Source organism: Bradyrhizobium sp. dw_78 (genome assembly GCF_018449525.1).
In the GTDB taxonomy this organism is placed as follows: domain Bacteria; phylum Pseudomonadota; class Alphaproteobacteria; order Rhizobiales; family Xanthobacteraceae; genus Bradyrhizobium.
Genome location: NZ_JAAVUS010000002.1, coordinates 610,619 through 628,914 on the forward strand (window position 1 = coordinate 610,619; position 18,296 = coordinate 628,914).

At 62.0% G+C, this 18,296-nt stretch carries 15 protein-coding genes; 9 read left to right on the forward strand and 6 right to left on the reverse strand.

Annotation, left to right across the window (positions count from 1 at the left end):
• Nucleotides 1-68: 68 nt before the first annotated feature.
• The 6 genes from HB630_RS08655 to HB630_RS08680 form a co-directional block, all read right to left on the reverse strand.
• On the reverse strand, nt 69-821 hold the full coding sequence (locus HB630_RS08655; RefSeq protein ID WP_213771757.1) for an alpha/beta hydrolase: 753 nt from the start codon (nt 819-821) through the stop codon (nt 69-71).
• 38 nt (nt 822-859) lie between these two features.
• Nucleotides 860-1,840: a 2-oxoglutarate and iron-dependent oxygenase domain-containing protein gene (locus HB630_RS08660; RefSeq protein ID WP_213771759.1), complete on the reverse strand. Its 981-nt coding sequence runs from the start codon at nt 1,838-1,840 to the stop codon at nt 860-862.
• Between the two features lie 150 nt (nt 1,841-1,990).
• Complete coding sequence (locus HB630_RS08665) at nt 1,991-3,028, reverse strand: BMP family ABC transporter substrate-binding protein (protein WP_213771761.1); 1,038 nt, start codon at nt 3,026-3,028, stop codon at nt 1,991-1,993.
• 114 nt (nt 3,029-3,142) lie between these two features.
• Nucleotides 3,143-4,063: an ABC transporter permease gene (locus HB630_RS08670; RefSeq protein WP_213771762.1), complete on the reverse strand. Its 921-nt coding sequence runs from the start codon at nt 4,061-4,063 to the stop codon at nt 3,143-3,145.
• Complete coding sequence (locus HB630_RS08675) at nt 4,060-5,166, reverse strand: ABC transporter permease (RefSeq protein ID WP_249780726.1); 1,107 nt, start codon at nt 5,164-5,166, stop codon at nt 4,060-4,062. Before HB630_RS08675 ends, HB630_RS08670 begins: the two co-directional genes overlap by 4 nt.
• On the reverse strand, nt 5,159-6,733 hold the full coding sequence (locus HB630_RS08680) for an ABC transporter ATP-binding protein (RefSeq protein ID WP_346656052.1): 1,575 nt from the start codon (nt 6,731-6,733) through the stop codon (nt 5,159-5,161). The genes HB630_RS08675 and HB630_RS08680 overlap by 8 nt, the downstream gene beginning before the upstream one ends.
• A 465-nt stretch (nt 6,734-7,198) precedes the next feature.
• Here HB630_RS08680 and HB630_RS08685 point away from each other — a divergent pair, with 465 nt between their 5' ends.
• The 9 genes from HB630_RS08685 (at nt 7,199) to HB630_RS08725 (ending at nt 18,284) form a co-directional block, all read left to right on the forward strand.
• Complete coding sequence (locus HB630_RS08685) at nt 7,199-8,059, forward strand: alpha/beta hydrolase (RefSeq protein WP_213771764.1); 861 nt, start codon at nt 7,199-7,201, stop codon at nt 8,057-8,059.
• 13 nt (nt 8,060-8,072) lie between these two features.
• Nucleotides 8,073-9,413 carry an 8-oxoguanine deaminase gene (locus tag HB630_RS08690; protein WP_213771766.1) on the forward strand — a complete coding sequence of 447 codons (1,341 nt, stop codon included), beginning with the start codon at nt 8,073-8,075 and terminating at the stop codon, nt 9,411-9,413.
• A gap of 242 nt (nt 9,414-9,655) precedes the next feature.
• Nucleotides 9,656-11,140 (forward strand): 4-hydroxyphenylacetate 3-hydroxylase N-terminal domain-containing protein, encoded by a 1,485-nt coding sequence (locus HB630_RS08695; RefSeq protein ID WP_213771769.1) that lies wholly within the window; start codon nt 9,656-9,658, stop codon nt 11,138-11,140.
• 9 nt (nt 11,141-11,149) lie between these two features.
• Nucleotides 11,150-12,343, forward strand: coding sequence for an amidase (locus HB630_RS08700; protein ID WP_213771770.1), 1,194 nt, complete (start codon nt 11,150-11,152; stop codon nt 12,341-12,343).
• Nucleotides 12,340-13,257, forward strand: coding sequence for a polysaccharide deacetylase family protein (locus HB630_RS08705; RefSeq protein ID WP_249780727.1), 918 nt, complete (start codon nt 12,340-12,342; stop codon nt 13,255-13,257). The genes HB630_RS08700 and HB630_RS08705 overlap by 4 nt, the downstream gene beginning before the upstream one ends.
• Nucleotides 13,254-14,759: an amidohydrolase family protein gene (locus tag HB630_RS08710; protein WP_213771772.1), complete on the forward strand. Its 1,506-nt coding sequence runs from the start codon at nt 13,254-13,256 to the stop codon at nt 14,757-14,759. The genes HB630_RS08705 and HB630_RS08710 overlap by 4 nt, the downstream gene beginning before the upstream one ends.
• A gap of 4 nt (nt 14,760-14,763) precedes the next feature.
• A complete protein-coding gene (locus HB630_RS08715; protein ID WP_213771774.1) occupies nt 14,764-16,278 on the forward strand; it encodes an NAD(P)/FAD-dependent oxidoreductase in 1,515 nt (504 codons plus the stop codon).
• On the forward strand, nt 16,265-17,338 hold the full coding sequence (locus tag HB630_RS08720) for a hypothetical protein (protein ID WP_213771776.1): 1,074 nt from the start codon (nt 16,265-16,267) through the stop codon (nt 17,336-17,338). Before HB630_RS08715 ends, HB630_RS08720 begins: the two co-directional genes overlap by 14 nt.
• Complete coding sequence (locus HB630_RS08725) at nt 17,307-18,284, forward strand: ABC transporter substrate-binding protein (protein WP_213771777.1); 978 nt, start codon at nt 17,307-17,309, stop codon at nt 18,282-18,284. Before HB630_RS08720 ends, HB630_RS08725 begins: the two co-directional genes overlap by 32 nt.
• The last annotated feature ends 12 nt before the right edge of the window (nt 18,285-18,296 follow it).

The following is an 18,296-nucleotide window of genomic DNA, read 5'->3' on the forward strand; positions in this document are numbered from 1 at the left end:
CCACTGACGGACACCCGCGGTTCCTGAGTTCGGCCATGTGCGCATGAAAGTATCGAAGTTCCCTTCGGTCACATGGCGGAAGTCAGAAAGGGAATGATTGCTTCCGCCAGCCGAGCTGGCACGGAAAACTGCGGGGCATGTCCTGTCGGCAGGGAGACCACCGAGGCACCGGGCGCTAGGGCCTGCATGGCGCGCTGCACCGGCAGGATCACCGACCTGTCCTGCAAGGCTTCGACATAGAGACGCGGGATCCTGCCGTAACGCTCCGCCGTTGCGGGCGTCGTCACCGCGCGCCCGCCCTCGCCCTGCGGCGTCAATTGCGCGGCCGCCGCCGCCGCGTCGCTTTCCGGGCAATCGTGCAGGAAAATCGCGATCGCCGCCTCAGCCGGCACGCGCGACACCTTGCGGTCAGCCGACCATTCGAGATATGGCCAGATACCGGAGGCTTCCGGATGCCGTGGCCTGACCGAGGTGACGAGTTGCTCAAAGCCGGTCCCGTCCGGCAGCATCATCCCGACCACATACACCAGCCGCGACACGGATTGCGGCCAACGCTCGGCGAAAGCCGTTATCAGAAGTCCGCCGCCGGAGTGGCCGACCAGGCTGACCGGCCGGCCAAGGGCGCCGACGATGCGGTGGACATGTTGCAGGCAGGCCTCGAACGTGACGTCGGCGGGGTCTGAACCGTCTGCGCCGTTGCCGGGAAGATCGACAGCGTGGGCCGACAGGCCCGCAGCCTCGAGATAGGGCATGAAGCGCGCCCAGGCCCAGGAGCCTTGCCAGGCGCCATGAATAAGAATGACGGGATCGAAGTCAGACATATCGCACCGGCATAACCGCGCTGGATCAACGAGACCGTTTACTTGTAGGTCCGCCGATACATCTCCCGAAGATGGCCCTCGACCGTGGTGCGTGGATATTTCGGGACGTCACCGTCCTCCAGGCAGGACGGCAGGCACTCGACCTCCTGATCGGGATTGCCGGAAAAGAAGAACGGGACGGAATAACGCTCACGGCCGGAAGCGTTGACGACCCGATGCACGGTCGAGCGAAACCGATCATTGGTCCAGCGCGCGATCATGTCGCCGAGATTGACGACAAAGGTACCTGGAATTGGTGTGGCATGAATCCACTGATCGCGGGTATTGCCCTGAACCTGAAGGCCACCGATTCGATCCTGCAACAGCAGCGTCAGGCCTCCGAAATCGCTGTGGGCGCCGGCGCCCTTTTCGCCGGGAGCGGCATTTGCGGGCTGCGGAGGATAATGCAGCAAGCGCAGCGTGGCATGCGGATTGGTGCAATAGGCCGCGAAATAATCCTCGTCGAGGTCGAGCGCCAGCGCCAATCCGCCCATCAGGGTACGGCTCAGACCAAGCATGATGTTGAAATAGGCTTCGGTTACCGGCCGAAAATCCGGCATGGCGGCCGGCCACTGGTTGGGGCCGTGATTGAAGCGCCGCGCCACCACCCGGGGATCGTCAAGCGGCAGCTCAGGCCCGATGTAAAAACTTTCCTTGAGATCCGGCGGCGCGCCCGCTTCCAGCGTCTGCGCCCGCAGCGGCTCGTAGCCGCGCTGGCAGAAGGAAAGACTTTTATCGACAGCCTGCTTTGCGGCTACGGGTCGATCGAAGAAGCGCCTTGTCTGGTCAAAAAGCGCATCGATCAAGTCCACAGGCACGCCGTGGTTCGCGATGTAAAAGAATCCGTTGTCGAGACAAGCCGCCCGAAGACGCTGGCCGACCGCTTTCCGGTCGCTCGGCGCGCTGGATGAAAGGCCACCGATGTCGATGATCGGCAGAGCGGCCTTCGAGACATGAATAGCCTCAAGCGTGGATGTCATGGCGGCCTCTCCCAAAGGACGAAACCACGGCGGGGAAACTTCCTGTCATCGATCATCCTGTCAAACGATGCGCCGGCATCTCGTCACCGAGACGCCGGCACAATTCAGGATTCCGAGGCGAGCCTGGAGGCGGCACACCTCGGATACGGCTCACTTGGGAACGCTGCCTTCGACGCCCTCGACATACCAGTTGAGCGAGTTGAAGGTGGCGTCCGACATCGCCGCATTGGCGGCAACCATTTCCTTGCCGGTGCTGTCCTTGATCGGCCCGGCGAAGGGGTTCAGCGTACCGGCGACGATCGCGGCTTTCTTGTCCTCGAAAATCTTCACGGCGGCCGGCGGAATATCAGGATTGAGCGGCGCCATCACCACCATTCCTTCCTTGATGCCCCAACGCGTGTGCCGGTTGCCGGTCCAGCTGCCGTCCAGGACCTTCTTGGTTTCGGCGATGTAATAGCCGCTCCAGTCCTCGGTCGAACCGGTGAGCTGCGCCTTCTTGCCGAAGCTCGACATGTCGGCATCGATGCTGAAGGCGTAGGTGCCCTTCTCCTGCGCCGCCTGAATCGAGGCCGGCGAATCCGTGTTCTGGGCAACGGCGTCGGCCCCCTGCGCGATGAGGGTATCCGCCGCCTGACGCTCCTTGCCCGGATCGTACCAGGTATTGACCCAGATCGGCTTCATCTTGACCTTGGGATTGACCGAAAGCGCGCCAAGGGTCATCGAGTCGACGTTGCGCATCACGCTCGGGATCGGGAAAGATCCGATGAAGCCAAGCGTATTGCTCTTCGTCATCTGGCCCGCGACGACGCCGATCAGATAAAAACCTTCCTCGAAGCGAGGCTCGTAAACCGAGATGTTGGGCGCGGTCTTGAAGCCGTTGACGTGTTCGAATTTGACGTCGGGAAACAGCTTCGCGACCTTCTGAAGCGACTCCATATAGCCGAACGATGTCGCGAAGATCAGCTTGTTGCCATCGGCGGCAAGCTGGCGAAACACGCGCTCGGAATCGGCCGTCTCGGGCACGTTCTCGACATAGGTGGTCTTGATCGCGGAACCGAGCGCCGCTTCGAGTTTTTTCCGGGCCATGTCGTGCTGTTGGGTCCAGCCGCCGTCGCCGACCGGGCCGAGATAGACGAAAGCGACCTTGAGCGGCTCGGCGGCGAACGCCGCCACCGACGTTGTCGCCATGAGACCCGCCGCAAGACACAAGCGGATCGTTTTCCAAATCTTACTTGACTGCATCGTTCTTCCTTCTGGTTGGAGCTGAAAGTGAGTGTCGAGTCCCGACTGCGGACGCCGTTCTCAGGCGGCTGAATGAAAGCTGTGCCCGAGCGAGGCCGGCTGGTTCAGCAAAATCGTTTTGGGATCGCGACAGATGATGACGAGAACGACGACGGTGGCCGCATAGGGCAACATCGACAGAAACTCGGTTGGAATCGGCAAACCAAATCCTTGCGCGAAAAGTTGAAACTGGGTGACGCCGCCGAACAGATAGGCGCCGATGACGACACGCGCCGGCTTCCACGTGCCGAAGACGACGAGCGCGAGCGCAATCCAGCCCTTGCCGGCCGACATGCCCTCGACCCACATCGGCGTCTGCACCAGCGAAAGATAGGCACCCGCGATGCCCGCGGTCGCGCCGCCGAACATCACCGCCAGGTAACGGGTGGTCAGAACCGGTTTGCCGATGGCGTGGGCGACGCCCGGCGATTCCCCGATCGCCCGCAATGTCAGGCCCGCACGGGACTTGGTCAGGAACCATTGCACGCCGATGAAAAGCGCGACCGAAAGATAGACCATGATGTCGTAGTGGAACAAAAGATCGCCAATCACGGGGATGGCGGTCAGTCCGGGAATCGTAATCGGCGCCAGACGCGCTACCGGCAGCCCGGCCAGATTATGCCCGACAAAGGCCGACAGGCCGATCCCGAACAGGGTCAGCGCGAGACCAGTCGCCACCTGATTGGTTTGCAGGTTGAGCGTCAGAAAACCGAAAATCAGCGACAACGCGACACCGGCCGCAGCCGCCGCCAGGAAACCGACGGCATCGCTTCCGCTGCTACGGGTCGCGGCAAAGCCGGCCACCGCGCCGATCAGCATCATGCCTTCAATGCCGAGATTGAGGACCCCCGATCTTTCGACAACGGTTTCGCCCAGCGCGGCGTAAATCAGCGGCGTGGCCGCCAGCACGGTGCTGGCAATCATCGGGATGAGAGGATTCATACGGCGCCCTCCACGCGTATCGCGGGCTTCGGCTCGGGGCTTTCCACCACCCCCACCCGCTTCAGCCGGAAATAGATGAACAAATCCGCAGCCAGCAAATAGAACAGCAGCAATCCCTGGAACAGTCCGGTGATAGCGGACGGCAATCCCATTCCCATCTGCGCCGCCTCGCCGCCGAGATAGAGCAACGACATCAACAACGCCCCGAACACCACGCCGATCGGATGCAATCGCCCGATCCAGGCGACGATGATCGCGGCAAAGCCATAGCCGGGAGAAATTTCCTGTTGCAGCCGTCCGATCGGACCGGCGACCTCACAAATGCCGGCAAGCCCGGCGGTCGCGCCGCACAGCATCAGCGCGATCCAGATGTTGCGCTTCTCCGAAAAGCCGGCATAGGCCGCGGCAGCGGGCGCCAGCCCCGCGACCTGCATCCTAAAACCGGCGAAGGTCTTCTCCGAGAAAACCCAGGCGATCAGCGCCAGTCCCACGGCATAAACGATGCCCCAGGTCACGCGCGTTCCGTTGATCAGAACAGACATGGTTTCGGCATCGCCGAACCCTTGCGATTGCGGATAATTCTGTCCCTGCGGATCGCGCCACGGTCCATGCACCAGCCAGGACAGCATGAGCTGGGCGATATAGACCAGCATCAGCGTGACGAGAATTTCGTTGGTGTTGAAGCGGGTTCGGAGGAAAGCCGGAATCGCGGCCCACGCCATCCCGCCAAGGATACCCGCCAGCAACATCAACGGCATCGCAAAGCTGGAATCGCTGTCGCCGAACCAGAGCGCGACGCCGCCGCCGGCGATCGCGCCCATGGTCAGTTGTCCCTCAGCGCCGATGTTCCAGACATTGGCCCGAAAGCCCAGCGCAAGCCCCAATCCGCAGAGCAATAATGGCGTCGTCTTCAGGAGCAGTTCGCCGATGCCGTAGGTGCTCGACAGCGGCTTGATGAAGAACAGATAGAATGCTTCCAGCGGATCCTTGCCCAGCGCGCTGAACAACAGGAATCCGGTTACCAGCATGCCGGCCGCCGCCAGCAGGGGCGAGGCAATACTCATCGTCGAAGATGGCGTTGCGCGCCGCTCGAGCCTAAGCATGGGCAGCCTCCAGATACGAAGCCGCAGGCGTCGAGGCGTCGTTTTCACCTTCGCCGAACTTGCCGCTCATCCATGTCCCAATCTGCTCGATCGACGTCTCCGCCGGCTTGACCGAAGGGGAAAGACGTCCGGCGGCCAAAACGCAGAGCCGATCGCTGATCATGAAAAGCTCATCGAGCTCTTCCGATATCACCAGCAGCGCCACGCCCTGGTCGCGCAGGTCGATCAGCGCCTGCCGGATCAGCTGGGCCGCACCGACATCCACGCCCCATGTCGGCTGAGCCACGATCATCATTTTCGGCTGCAACATGGTCTCCCGCCCGACGATGTATTTCTGGAGATTGCCGCCGGACAGGCTCGAGGCGACGGACTGCTCACCGCCGCATTTGACCTTGAAACGTTCGATGACGGTTTTGGAAAAGGTCCGCATCACGGAGGGATGGATCAGCCCGTTCAGCACCATGCCTTTTCGCGCGCCCGTGAGCAGCGCGTTGTAAGCCAGACTCATCGGCGGCACCGCGCCGCGACCGAGACGCTCTTCGGGAACAAAGGTCAGCCCGACCGTGCGGCGCTTCGCCGGATCGAGCGCGCCGACCGGCTGCCCGAGCAGCTTGATCATGGATCCGGTGCTCAGCCGTTCGCCCGAGAGCGCCGCCATCAATTCCTTCTGGCCGTTTCCCGAAACGCCGGCGATGCCCAGAATCTCGCCGCTCCGTACCGTCAGGCTGATATCCTTGAGCGATGTGCCGAACGGATCCGGCGTCGGCAGCGACAGGCGCTCGACCTCGAGCCGAACTTCCTTCGGCTCGCGCGGCGTGAGATGGCATTCCGCCAGCTCGCCGCCGATCATCAACCGGGCGAGACTTTCATTGGTTTCGTTGCGGGGGATGGCGCTGCCGCTGACACGGCCGCCGCGCAATACCGTCGCGGTATCGCAGAGCGAACGAATTTCATCGAGCTTGTGGCTGATATAAAGAATGCTGCAGCCTTCCGAAGCGAGGCGACGAAGCGTCTTGAACAGGATCAAGACGGCCTGCGGCGTCAGCACGGAGGTGGGTTCGTCCATGATCAGGAGCTTGGGTTCCTGAAGCAGGCAACGCACGATCTCGACGCGCTGCCTTTCGCCGACCGACATGCTGTGAACGAGGCGATACGGGTCGATGGGAAGCCCGTATTTCTCCGACACTTCGGTAATCCGGGCCGCCAGTTGCGCCGTCGGGACATGTTCGTCCAGCGCCAGGGCGATATTTTCCCAGACCGTCAACGTCTCGAACAGGGAGAAATGCTGGAACACCATACCGATGCCCATGCGCCGCGCCTGCGAAGGCGCGGCGATGGTTTCATATTGATCGTTCCACATGATGGTCCCGGCGTCGGGCTTGGTGACGCCGTAAATGATCTTCATCAGCGTGCTTTTGCCGGCGCCATTCTCTCCCAGCACCGCATGAATTTCGCCCGGGCGGACGCTCAAGGAGATGTCGTCATTGGCGACGACGCTGGGATAACGCTTGGTAATGCCGGTAAGCACCAACCGCGGCTTCAGATCTGCCAATCCCGAATGGTCCATGTTTTCCAATCAACCGACCAAAAATAACGCAGCGGCGGTCGCCGCCTTCTGAAGCACAAGCAATCTGCGCGCCAAATGGGCGACGTCAGCTCCATTCAGGAATTAATTTCGGCGGATGGCGTCCATTGGAAGCCGGAATCCGTGACCGACGCCCCGATTCACGGCCGGGGGAAGCTAAAAATACCTCCGGGAGCAGATCCGGCTGTTGCGATCAATTAGCAAGCCGCCGCCGTCGCGGCACCTCTCCCGGCTTTGGCGGAAAATCCGCGTCGTAATTTGCTTAGTCCGAGGCGGCTTCGCAGACGGCCCATATATAATGGCACAGCTATAAAGTATCGGGACGCAAGCACGCATAGGCATCTCGCCCCATCATGCGCGCTTCGCCGTCGTGCCAGGGGCAGAAGCAGAACGCATCAACTGGCATCCTCCTTGCTCCGAAAATGCTTCCGGGTCTAAGGAGATGGAATGCCTTACGTTCAGGCGCCTGACGGCGTTAAGCTATATTACGAAGAAATCGGGACCGGCAGCGCGGTCGTTTTCGTCCACGAATTCGCTGGCGACTACCGCACCTGGGAGCCGCAACTGCGGTTTTTCGCGCGCTCGCATCGATGCATCACGTTCAGCCAGCGCGGCTATCCGCCGTCGGACATACCGGAGGATCCCGCGCGTTACAGCCAGGACATCGCGCGCGACGACATCGCCGCTGTTCTCGACGGATTGGGGATCGAAAAGGCGCATATCGTCGGTCACTCGATGGGCGGCTACACCGCGCTGCATTTCGGCATCCATTCGCCGCAACGCTGCATCTCGGTGGTGGCCGCCGGATGCGGCTGGGGTTCGCTTCCGGATGCTGAACGCGCCGCGGCCATGAAGCAGCACGCCGCCGAGACCGGCAAGATGTTCGCCGAAGAAGGTATCGAACAGGCGGCGGCAAAATACGCCGACGCGCCGATGCGCCAGGCGCACAAGAACAAAGACCCGCGCGGCTGGTCCGAATTCGCGCGCATGCTGAGCGAGCATTCCGCCCTGGGCCACTCGCTCACCATGTTCGGCGTACAGCTCAAGCGGCCGACGCTGGGTGAAATGGAAGCCGACCTGAAGCGCTTCACACCGCCTTTGCTCGTGATCGTCGGTGACGAGGACGAGCCCTGCCTTGAAGGCAGTTTCTTTCTGAAACGCACGGCGCCGACGGCTGCTCTTCTGGTCATCCCGCGCACCGGCCACAACGTCACCAGCGAAGAGCCCGCCGTGTTCAACGCCGCGCTATCCGAGCTGTTTTTCGCTGCGGAATCAGGCCGTTGGCTCGCGCACAAGAAACCCTCCTAGCAGAGCCGGCGCCATGAAAACCTGGATTCGCGATCCGATCGCCATGCTGGCGGAAGGCGGCAAGCGCGGGCTTGTCGTCGAAGACGGCAGGATCATCGAGCTTGTCGGACAGGATGGCCCGGCGACGCCTTGCGACGAGATATTCGATGCGCGGCGGCACGTCATCATCCCCGGCCTCGTCAACGCGCATCACCATTTTTTCCAGACGCTGACGCGCGCCCATCCGGACGCCATCAACAAGAACCTGTTTCCGTGGCTGAAGCAGCTTTATCCGATCTGGGGCGCGCATCTCGATCGCGACAGTTTCCGTCTCGCGGTGCGCGTTGCCTTGACCGAACTGTTGATCTCCGGCTGCACCACCGCCTCGGATCATCTGTTTGTCTTTCCGGACGACATGGCCGACGCCGTCGATATCGAGGCCGAGGAAACTTCGAAATTGGGAATGCGCATCACGCTGACACGGGGCGCAATCAATCTCGGTTTCGCGGACGGCGGCATCGCCGACGAACGATTGATGCAGGACTACGACACGGTCCTTGCGGACTGCGAACGGGTGCTGGCCAGATATCACGACCCGAGCGAGGGCTCGTTCCGCTGCGTCGCCCTGGCGCCATGCGCTCCCTTCAACGTCACCAAGCAGCTCATGATCGATACGGCCGATCTCGCCGCGCGGCACGATTGCCTTCTTCACACCCATCTCGGAGAAACCCGCGACGAGGACGATTATTGTCTGCATCACTTTGGCTGCCGGCCGCTCGACTATCTCGAAGAAGTGGGCTGGTTGAACGAACGGGTCTGGCTGGCGCACGGCATCCACTTCAACGATGCGGAGATCGCACGCCTCGGCAAGCACCGGATGGGCGTTTGCCACTGTCCGACCTCGAACATGGTGCTGTCGTCAGGCGTCTGCCGGACCAAAACGTTGGAGGCCGCCGGCGTGACGGTCGGCCTCGGCGTCGATGGCTCCGCCTCGAACGACAGTTCGAACCTGATGGAAGCGGTCCGCCACGCCTTTCTGCTGGGACGTCTGGCTTACGACGCGTCCTCGGTCACCCATCTGGATGCCCTCCGCTGGGCCACGGAAGGATCCGCCAAATGTCTCGGACGCCGCGATATCGGCAAAATAGAAGTCGGACGCCAGGCGGACCTCGCCTGCTTCACCTTGGACGAATTGAGGTTTTCCGGATCCGGTGATCCGATCGCAGCGCTCGTGCTGTGCGGCGCGCATCGGGCTGACCGGGTGATGATCGGCGGCCATTGGCGCGTGACCGACGGCGTACCGGTCGGTATGGATATGGCGCGGCTGCGCTTCGAGCATGGCCAGGCCGCCTCCGCGTTCCTGACGGGTATTTAGCTCGACGAAATCTCCAGGAGCCACCGCCACGCGGCGTGGAATTGCATAAGTTTCAAATCCATTTGCTCAATTGCTAATCACGTTGCATGCAACACACGAAAAAACCTACCAATATCGACACGACTGCTGCCCAATCGATCAGCTTGACCGGGTTTCGCCCCCGATCCTAATGTCGTCCTTAATTCCGGCTGCAATGGGTAAATGCCTGGCGTCGGATTCCAGCACGCTTTGCGGAGTCCTCCATGGCCAAAGACGGAAAAGCCTACCTTTCAAGCCTGCACGACGACCGGACGATCTATATCGACGGACGAAGGGTCGCTGACGTTACGACCGACCGCAGCTTTCACAGCGTGGTCGAGACCGCGGCCGGCCTGTACGACTATCAGGCCGCTCCCGAGAATCTCGAACAGATGACGTTCCAATCGCCGACCAGCGGCGAGCGGGTGAATTTGGCTTGGCTGCTTCCGAAGACCTACGGGGATCTCGTCAGGCGCCGTCAGGCGATCGAAAAATGGTCCGCGCTGTCCTGCGGCATGTTCGGCCGGTCGCCGGACCATGTCGCATCCACATTGGCCGGTTTTCGGATGGGGCTTGCAGCCTTCCGCGACTACAATCCCGCCCGCGCCGCCGCTCTGGAATCCTATTTCCAATATGCGCGGGACAACGACCTTTTCCTGTCCTACGTCATCATCAACCCGCAATCGGACAAGGCCAGATCGGCCGGCGGCCAACCCGACCCGCATCTGGTGGCGTCCGTCGTCGACGAGGACTCCACAGGCATCACCATTCGCGGCGCGAAAATGCTGGCGACCAGCGGCATCATGGCCAATGAGTTGCTGGTGTCGGGATTCCAGTCGTTGCAGGCCGGAGACGAAGCCTACGCCTTCACCGCCGTCGTTCCGCTGGGCGCCAAGGGCCTCACCTTGATGTCCCGGCGCAGCTACGAGCAAAACGCGACCTCCCAATTCGATTACCCGCTTTCGTCCAGGTTCGACGAGAACGACGCCGTCGTTCATTTCGACGATGTGAAGATCCCGTGGGACCGCGTCTTCGTCTTCAAGGACCTGAAGATGGCGCAAGCCCAGTGGCACGACACCAGGGCTCATGTTTTCCAGAACTACCAGTGCATCGTCCGGCTGTCGGTGAAACTGAAGTTCCTGCTCGGGCTGGCGCGCAAGATCGCCGAGGTCAACAACATCATCAACTATCCCCAGGTCCGCGAGACCCTCGGATTGCTGGCGGCGAAGGTCAGCAACATCGAGGCGCTGGTGATCGCGATGGAAATCAAAGGCGAGATGTTCCAGGGGTTCTACGTTCCGGATCGCAGCATTCTTTGCACCGCCCAGGTCATCGCCCAGACCACCTACCCCGAAGTCGTCGAGGCGATCCGCTCGCTGTCGGGCGGCGGCATGATCATGGTCCCGTCGTCCTATGCCGATTTCGCCACGCCGGAAACCAACGCCATCATTCACAAGACGCAGCGCTCGACGGTTGCGACATCGGAGCAGCGCGTCAAGCTGATGAAACTCGCATGGGACGCCGTCGGCTCCGAGTTCGGCTCGCGCCATCTGCAATATGAGATGTTCTATTCCGGCGCGCCTCTCGTGACGCGCGGAAACTCCTTCCGGTTCTTCGATTGGGATGAAGTGAAGGGCACCGTCGATCAGTTCATGGGCAGCTATGGCCTGCCCGGTAGCAGTCCAAAACTTTCCGACGCCGCCGAGTAGTCAGCCGATATGTACAGTCCGGAAGAAATCAGGCGTCTGGCCTTCGTCGAACATGGTCCATCGTCGCTGCGGCTGAAACAGGCCGGCCCGCTCTCGGACCTGTCATTCGCGGCGAAGGATCTGATGGACGTCGCCGGATACAAATCAGCCTGGGGCAATCCGGACCGGCTGCGCGACGCGGAGCCAGCCCTTGCGACGGCCCCCGCCGTGCTGGCGCCGCTGATGGCCGGCGCGCATCTCATCGGCAAGACCCATACCGACGAGGTGGCGTGCGGCATGTTCGGCATGAATCCGCATTTCGGCACGCCGATCAATCCCAAGGCACCGGCCCGCGTTCCCGGTGGATCTTCCAGCGGTTCGGCTTCCGCCGTGGCGGCGGGTTTTTGCGACTTCGCGCTCGGCACCGACACCGGCGGTTCGATCCGCGTGCCGGCGAGTTTCTGCGGACTCTATGGCCTGCGCACCACCTATGGCCGGTTGTCGGTGGCCGGGATCATGGCGATGGCGCCGAGCTTCGACACCGTCGGCTGGCTCGCGCGCGATGCGACCACGTTGCAGCGCGTCGGCGAAATCTATTTCGGTGGAATCGAAGAATTCAAGCCGGCGCGGCTGCTGCTCGCGCGCGACGCGTTCGATATCCCGGTGCGCGACATCGGCGCGGCTCTTCTGCCGGCCGCGCGATCGCTTGGAGACATGACCGAACTGACGCTGTTCACGGAAGGCGTCGAAACCTGGCTGGAGACCTTCAGGCCGCTTCAGCTCTACGACCTCTGGTCGACGCTTGGCGCCTGGGGCAAGACGCCGGGACGAAGGCTCAGTCAGGCCGTGGCGGAACGCATCGAACTGTCGTCGCGCGTCGATCCGGAAAAATTCGCCGCCGCGGTCATCAGGCGCGAAGCCCTGACGGACCGGTTGGTCAACCTGCTCGGCAGCGACGGCGTATTGGTGCTGCCGACCGCGCACGATCTTCCACCGCTTCGCGATGCACCGGTGTCGGCGCAAATCGAGTTCCGCGAAAAGACGCTCGCGCTCACCTGTATAGCGAGCCTGTGCCGATTGCCGCAGATCAACATTCCCGCCGTGACCGTTGACGGTTGCCCCGTCGGCTTGTCCTTCATCGCCGGCCCGCGGGGAGATCAATTGCTGCTGGATCTCGCCAAAAAGATCGGGGATGCCTTGCCGGTGGCGTCGCTCGCCAGATGAGAGCCAACAACGATCGCGATTTCATCGGCTATGGCAGGACGCCGCCGAATCCGCGCTGGCCGAACGGCGCACGGCTGGCGCTGGTGATCGTTCTCAATGTCGAAGAAGGCGCGGAGCCGTCCATTCCCGATGGCGACCCTGCCACGGAAATAGCCCTGACCGACGGCGTTCAGGGAGAGGTGCCTTCGGGCAGCCGCGATTTCGTTGCTGAATCTTTGTTCGAATATGGCTCGCGAATAGGCTTCTGGCGCCTCATCGACCTGATGAGCGCGCGCGGCGTGCCGCTCACGATCAACGCCTGCGCCCAGGCGCTCGCGCGCAATCCCGAGATCGCCGCGGCGATCAGGGATTCCGGTTTCGATCTTTGTTGTCACGGCGACCGTTTCGTCCGGCATTTTCTGATGAACGAAGCTGAAGAACGCACAGCCATCGCGCACGCGGTCACCGGTCTCGAACAGGCGATCGGACGTCGTCCGTCCGGATGGCAGAGCCGCTATTCGCCCAGCCAGAACACCCGCGCGCTGCTCGTCGAGCACGGCGGCTTCCTGTACGATTCGGACAGCTATGCCGATGACTGGCCCTATTGGGTGAAGGTCGGCGAACGGCCGCATCTCATCATTCCCCACAGTTTCACCAACAACGATAACCGGCTCGCGACTGCAAAGCTCGGCACCGCGAATGATTTCTATGACCACCTCGCCTCGGCGCTGCGGGTGCTCCATGCGGAAGGCGCGCGTCACCCGCGCATGATGACGGTCAGCCTTCACAGCCGCATTTCGGGCCAGCCGGCGCGGTTCGAAGCCATCATGAGATTTCTCGATCTCGCGGCACAGCACGAAGGCGTCTGGTTCGCCAGCCGCTCGGACATTGCCCGTCATTGGACCGATACCCATCCCGCGGAGCGGGATCGATGAAGGCCAATGAAGCCGTCCTCCTGAGCGGCGGGCTGGTGCTGGATCCCCGATCGGGCAAGGCCGAGCGACAGGATCTGTTGATCGAAGACGGCAAGATCGCCCGGATCGGCGCGTCTGGCACTTTCGCAGCCATTGCCGCCGCGCGGCACGATGCGAGCGATCGCCTGATCGTCCCCGGTTTCGTGAACGCCCACACCCATAGCCACGCCAATCTGATGAAGGGCGTTGCCGACGCCTGGACCCTCGAGGCGTCGCTTACCAACGGCCCCTGGCTCGCCGGCCCCCGCGATCCCGAGACAATCTATCTGTCGACGCTGCTCGGCGCGATCGACATGCTGTCAAAAGGCTGCACCGCCTGCTTCGACCTGATTTACGAATTCCCGCGGCCGACGCCCGAAGGCTTTGCCGCTGTGGCGAGAGCTTATGCCGATGCCGGCATGCGCGCGGTGCTTGCGCCGATGATCGCCGATCAGAGTCTGTTCAAATCGATTCCGGGCCTGGCTGACGCATTGCCGGATGATCTGCGCGATAGCGTAGGAAAATTCGATCTGGCGAGCGGAGACCACACCATCGCCGCCGTCGAAGCCATCATGGCCACGCGACAGGAAATGCCGGATTCCATCACGCTCGCCCTCGCCCCCACGATTCCGCATCACTGCTCCGAGCGCTTTCTTAAGAACTGCCTGGATATCGCCGATCGTCACGGCCTCCCGATCCACATGCATATCGCGGAATCGCGGCTGCAAGCGGTCGTCGCCCGCAAGATCTATGGCCGCTCCGCGGTGAGCTATCTCGCCGATTTCGGCATGCTGCGGCCACGCTTCACGGCGGCTCATGGCGTGTGGCTCGACGACGGCGATCTCGACCTGCTTGCCGAACATGGCTGCTCCATTGCCCATATCCCCGCCAGCAATTTCAGGCTGGGGTCCGGCGTTGCGCATGTCAGGCCGATGCTGGAGCGAGGCATCAATGTCGGCCTGGCGACAGACGGCGCCAACTCCTCGGATTCGCTGAGCATGTTGCAGGCGATGCGGCTGGCTTCCTTTGGCGCGCGGATATTCACTGGCGAGCGCGACGGCTGGCTGCTTGCGGGCGAAGTCATCAAGCTTGCGACCCAGGGCGGCGCGAAGCTTCTGGGTCTCGAATCATGCGGCCGGATCGAGCAAGGCGCCTGTGCCGACCTCGCGCTGTTCGACCTGGGCCATGTCGATTTCATTCCCGGCACCGATCCCGTCAATCAACTGGTGACCTCCGCCGATTCGGCCTCGGTGACCGACGTGATGGTCGGCGGCGTGTTCAGGGTTCTCGACCGCAAAGTCATTTCGGTCGATACCGCAGACCTGCGCAGCCGCGTCCGCGAGAGCGTTGCAAAAATTTCCGCTGCGACGAGAGAGGCTCGTGCCCTCGCCTTCCGGCTGGAACCGCATGTCGTGGCCTTTGCTCAATCGATGTCGCATGAGCCGCTTGCCATCGAACGCCGCATCCTGCCGAAGATTGGATGACCTCATGGCTGCAACGGAAAAAGAAAATCTCGATCTCACTGAGCTGGAACGGCGCGTTCGCTTTGAACTGGATTGCCTCGGCTATCCGGCGCGACCCTGGACGCTTCCGCGCAGCCAGAACGGAACGGCCGTGCATGATGTCATCATCGTCGGCGGCGGCCAGAGCGGAACCACGATCGCATTCAAACTGTTGCGCGAACGCATAACCAATGTGCGCGTGCTCGACCGGAATCCGGCAGGTCTCGAGGGACCGTGGCTGACCTTTGCCCGCATGCACACGCTGCGCACGCCAAAGGCCGTGACGGGACCGGACCTCGGCATTCCCAGCCTCTCGGTCCGCGCCTGGTGGGAGGCACGTTTCGGCGAGCAATCCTGGGCAGGGCTGAACAAGATACCGCGCGAATCGTGGCAAGCTTATCTGTCGTGGGTCCGCAAGACGGTCGGCATCGACGTCAGCAACGAGGCCGAGGTCACCGACATCGAACCGCTGGACGACGGCCTGCTGGCGGTCCACGCCAAGATCGGCGGCGTCATACAGACATTGCTGGCGCGCAAGGTCGTGCTTGCGACCGGGATCGAAGGATCCGGCCACTGGTCGGTGCCGGCCGCGATCGCTAACCCGTTGCCTCGAAAATGCTACGCCCACACCTCGGAGCAGATCGATTTCCGTTCGCTCGCCGGCAAGGCCGTTGCGGTAATCGGCGCCGGAGCCTCCGCCTTCGACAATGCCGCCATGGCGCTCGAAAATGGCGCCGCTTCCGTCGAGCTCTTTGCCCGCAGAAAAAAACTTCCGACGGTCAATCCGAACCGGTGGATGGAGTTTGCGGGTTTTCTCCGCCATTTCGGCGATCTGGACGATGCGCGAAAATGGCGCTTCATGAAGATCATTTTCGACATGAACCAGCCGCCCCCGCAGGACACGTTCGACAGATGCACCCGCCATGAGAATTTTTCCGTTCGGCTCGACAGCGCGATTGAACGCATCGCTTTCGAGGATGGGAAGATTTTACTCACCACGCCGCACGGAAAAAAGTCGTTAGATTTTCTGATTGCGGGCACCGGATTCACCGTCGACCTCGCGGCCCGACCTGAGCTGGCGCGTTTCCACGACAAGATCGCCCGCTGGTCGGATCGTTATCGTCCGCCGCGCGGCGAGGAATACCCGCTGCTTGGCGACTACCCTTATCTTTCTGCCAATTTTCAGTTCACCGAAAAGACCGAGGGATCGGCGCCGTTTCTGGCCAGCATTTTCAGCTACACCTTTGCGGCCATGCCGAGTCTCGCCGGTTCGGCCGGTATTTCCGCGCTCAAATTCGGCGTTGACCGGATCGTCACCGGAATTACCCGCGGGCTGTTCGTCGAGGACGCCGATATCCATCTGCAATCGCTGCGCGGTTACAACGAGCAGGAGCTTGATCCCGCCGCCGCGATCCCGGGGAACGCCGGCCCGGACCGCAACAGCGACGCCGGTAAACCACAACAGGAATTTTCAGGGATGATCGGCCATGGTGAGCGTTGAAGATCGATCCAAGCGGGTGCTCGAATCGGCGCTCAAGATCGAGAGCCCGTTTCAGCTCGATGAGACATTGTGCCTTTACTCTCCGCAGGACAATGTCGACTCGCTGACGCATCCCCGCATCGCCGAGTGGCTTGATTACATTCAGAACGATTACGAGCCTGAGCTTCCCGGCGGCGAACGTCGCGTGCTGCTGTTCATGCCCTGTACCAAGACCAAGCCCTACCCTTTTTCCTCCGAACATCTGGCGATCAACCAGCGGCTGCTGGACGAAGGATACCGGCCAACCGGCCGACTTTATCTGCCGCAGGAATTGCAAGCGCGGCTCGAACCGCGATTCTCGCCCGAGGTTTTGAATTTATCGCCGCTCGTCGACAACAGCGGAACGGTCGTACACCGCATGGTCATTTCGGAGCCGATGGCCGTCGTACCGTATGAGCATATCGCTCAATTTCGCGAGAGACCCTCTCCCGCCGTTGCCTATGACGATCCCGGACTTTTCGAAAACAGGGGGAACGCGGTGTCTCCCTGGCGATCCGACTCGACCGCGACCCGCGTATCGGCGACGCGCTGGAAATGGGGCGACGAGGAACGGCGGCAGTATACGGCCATGCATAACGAGATGGCGCGCATATTGGCGAACGTGGTCTCCCGGATCGGCCGAAACTATACCGATGTGATTTCCTGGGTCGCCCCGGGTCTCACCCATCGAAGCTTCGTGCTGGCGCGGGATGAGCGCGCCTTCCACCATGTCGCCACCTCGCGGAAGGTGGGAACCAAGCGGCTGGAACTGACCGGCGCCAACGATCATCTCCCCGCCGCCCTCAGAATCGCCTGCCTGCCACTGCCGGACGACTGCAAGAACGCCATCCAGCGTCTTTCGCGCCGTCTCCGGGTCGATATTCCCCGGGCAACGGCCATCTACGCGCGCGGCGGCGTCAACGCGACCCCGCTCGCCCTGCCGGAGCTTCTGGATGTGCTGGTGAAGCGGCTGGCCGACAACAATCCCAGCGTCGAAGGAAACAAAAGTCATGACCGCGTTGCCGCTGAAAATAGGCGTTAGCGATTCCGACCGGACCAGGCCGATCGCCAGCGGCGAGGTGCCGATCGCCGGGGTCTCCGCCGACGTGACGCTGATGGGCGTCCAGGCGCTGTTCAACAAGCAATTGACCGAGCACAGCTTCGACTGCTGCGAATTTCCGCTGTCGTCCTATCTAAGATTCATGGAACGCCCCGACCGGCCGTATGTCGCCGTGCCGGTATTTCCTTCGCGGCATTTCCGGCTCTCGAACGTCTTCGTCAACGCCGCAAAGGGAATCAGGAAGCCGGCGGACCTTGCCGGCAAGCGCATCGGCGTTCCCGTGTTCGACATGGCCGCGGCGGTCTGGCTGCGCGGCATCTTTCAGGATCACTACGATCTGGCTCGCACCTCGCCGATTTATGTCGCAGGCGGATTGGAGACAGCCCGCACCGGCGACGAACACCCGCAGTTCTATCCCGACCGGTTCAGGCACGAGCAGCGACACGACCAGAGTCTCGCCGTGTTGCTGGCGAAGGGCGAAATCGATGCGTTGTACACGGCGCGCGCACCCAGTACCTGGCCCTCCGCGTCGGTCACTCGCTTGTTCGAAGACCCGATGCGGGCGGAGCTCGATTACTTTTCGAAGACTGGAATCTTTCCGCCCATGCATCTCATCGCGGTCAAGCGGACGATTGCCGAAGCCAACCCCGGCCTGATGATGGCCATCTACCAGGCTTTTGCGCAGGCCCAGAAAATCGCCCGGGAAAGGCTGTTCGATTCGGCGGCGCTCTGCACGATGTTGCCGTGGCAGCTCGAAAACCTGCTTTCCGCCGAACAGCATCTCGGCAACGACTACTGGCCGGTTGGACTGGCAAAGAATCGCGCGATGCTGAAGGTCGTCACCCGCTACATGGTGGAAGATGGCCTGATCGCGACCGAATTTTCGCCCGAGCAATTGTTTTCCGACCCGGACATTCTGAAAACGTAAGAGAGCCCCGTC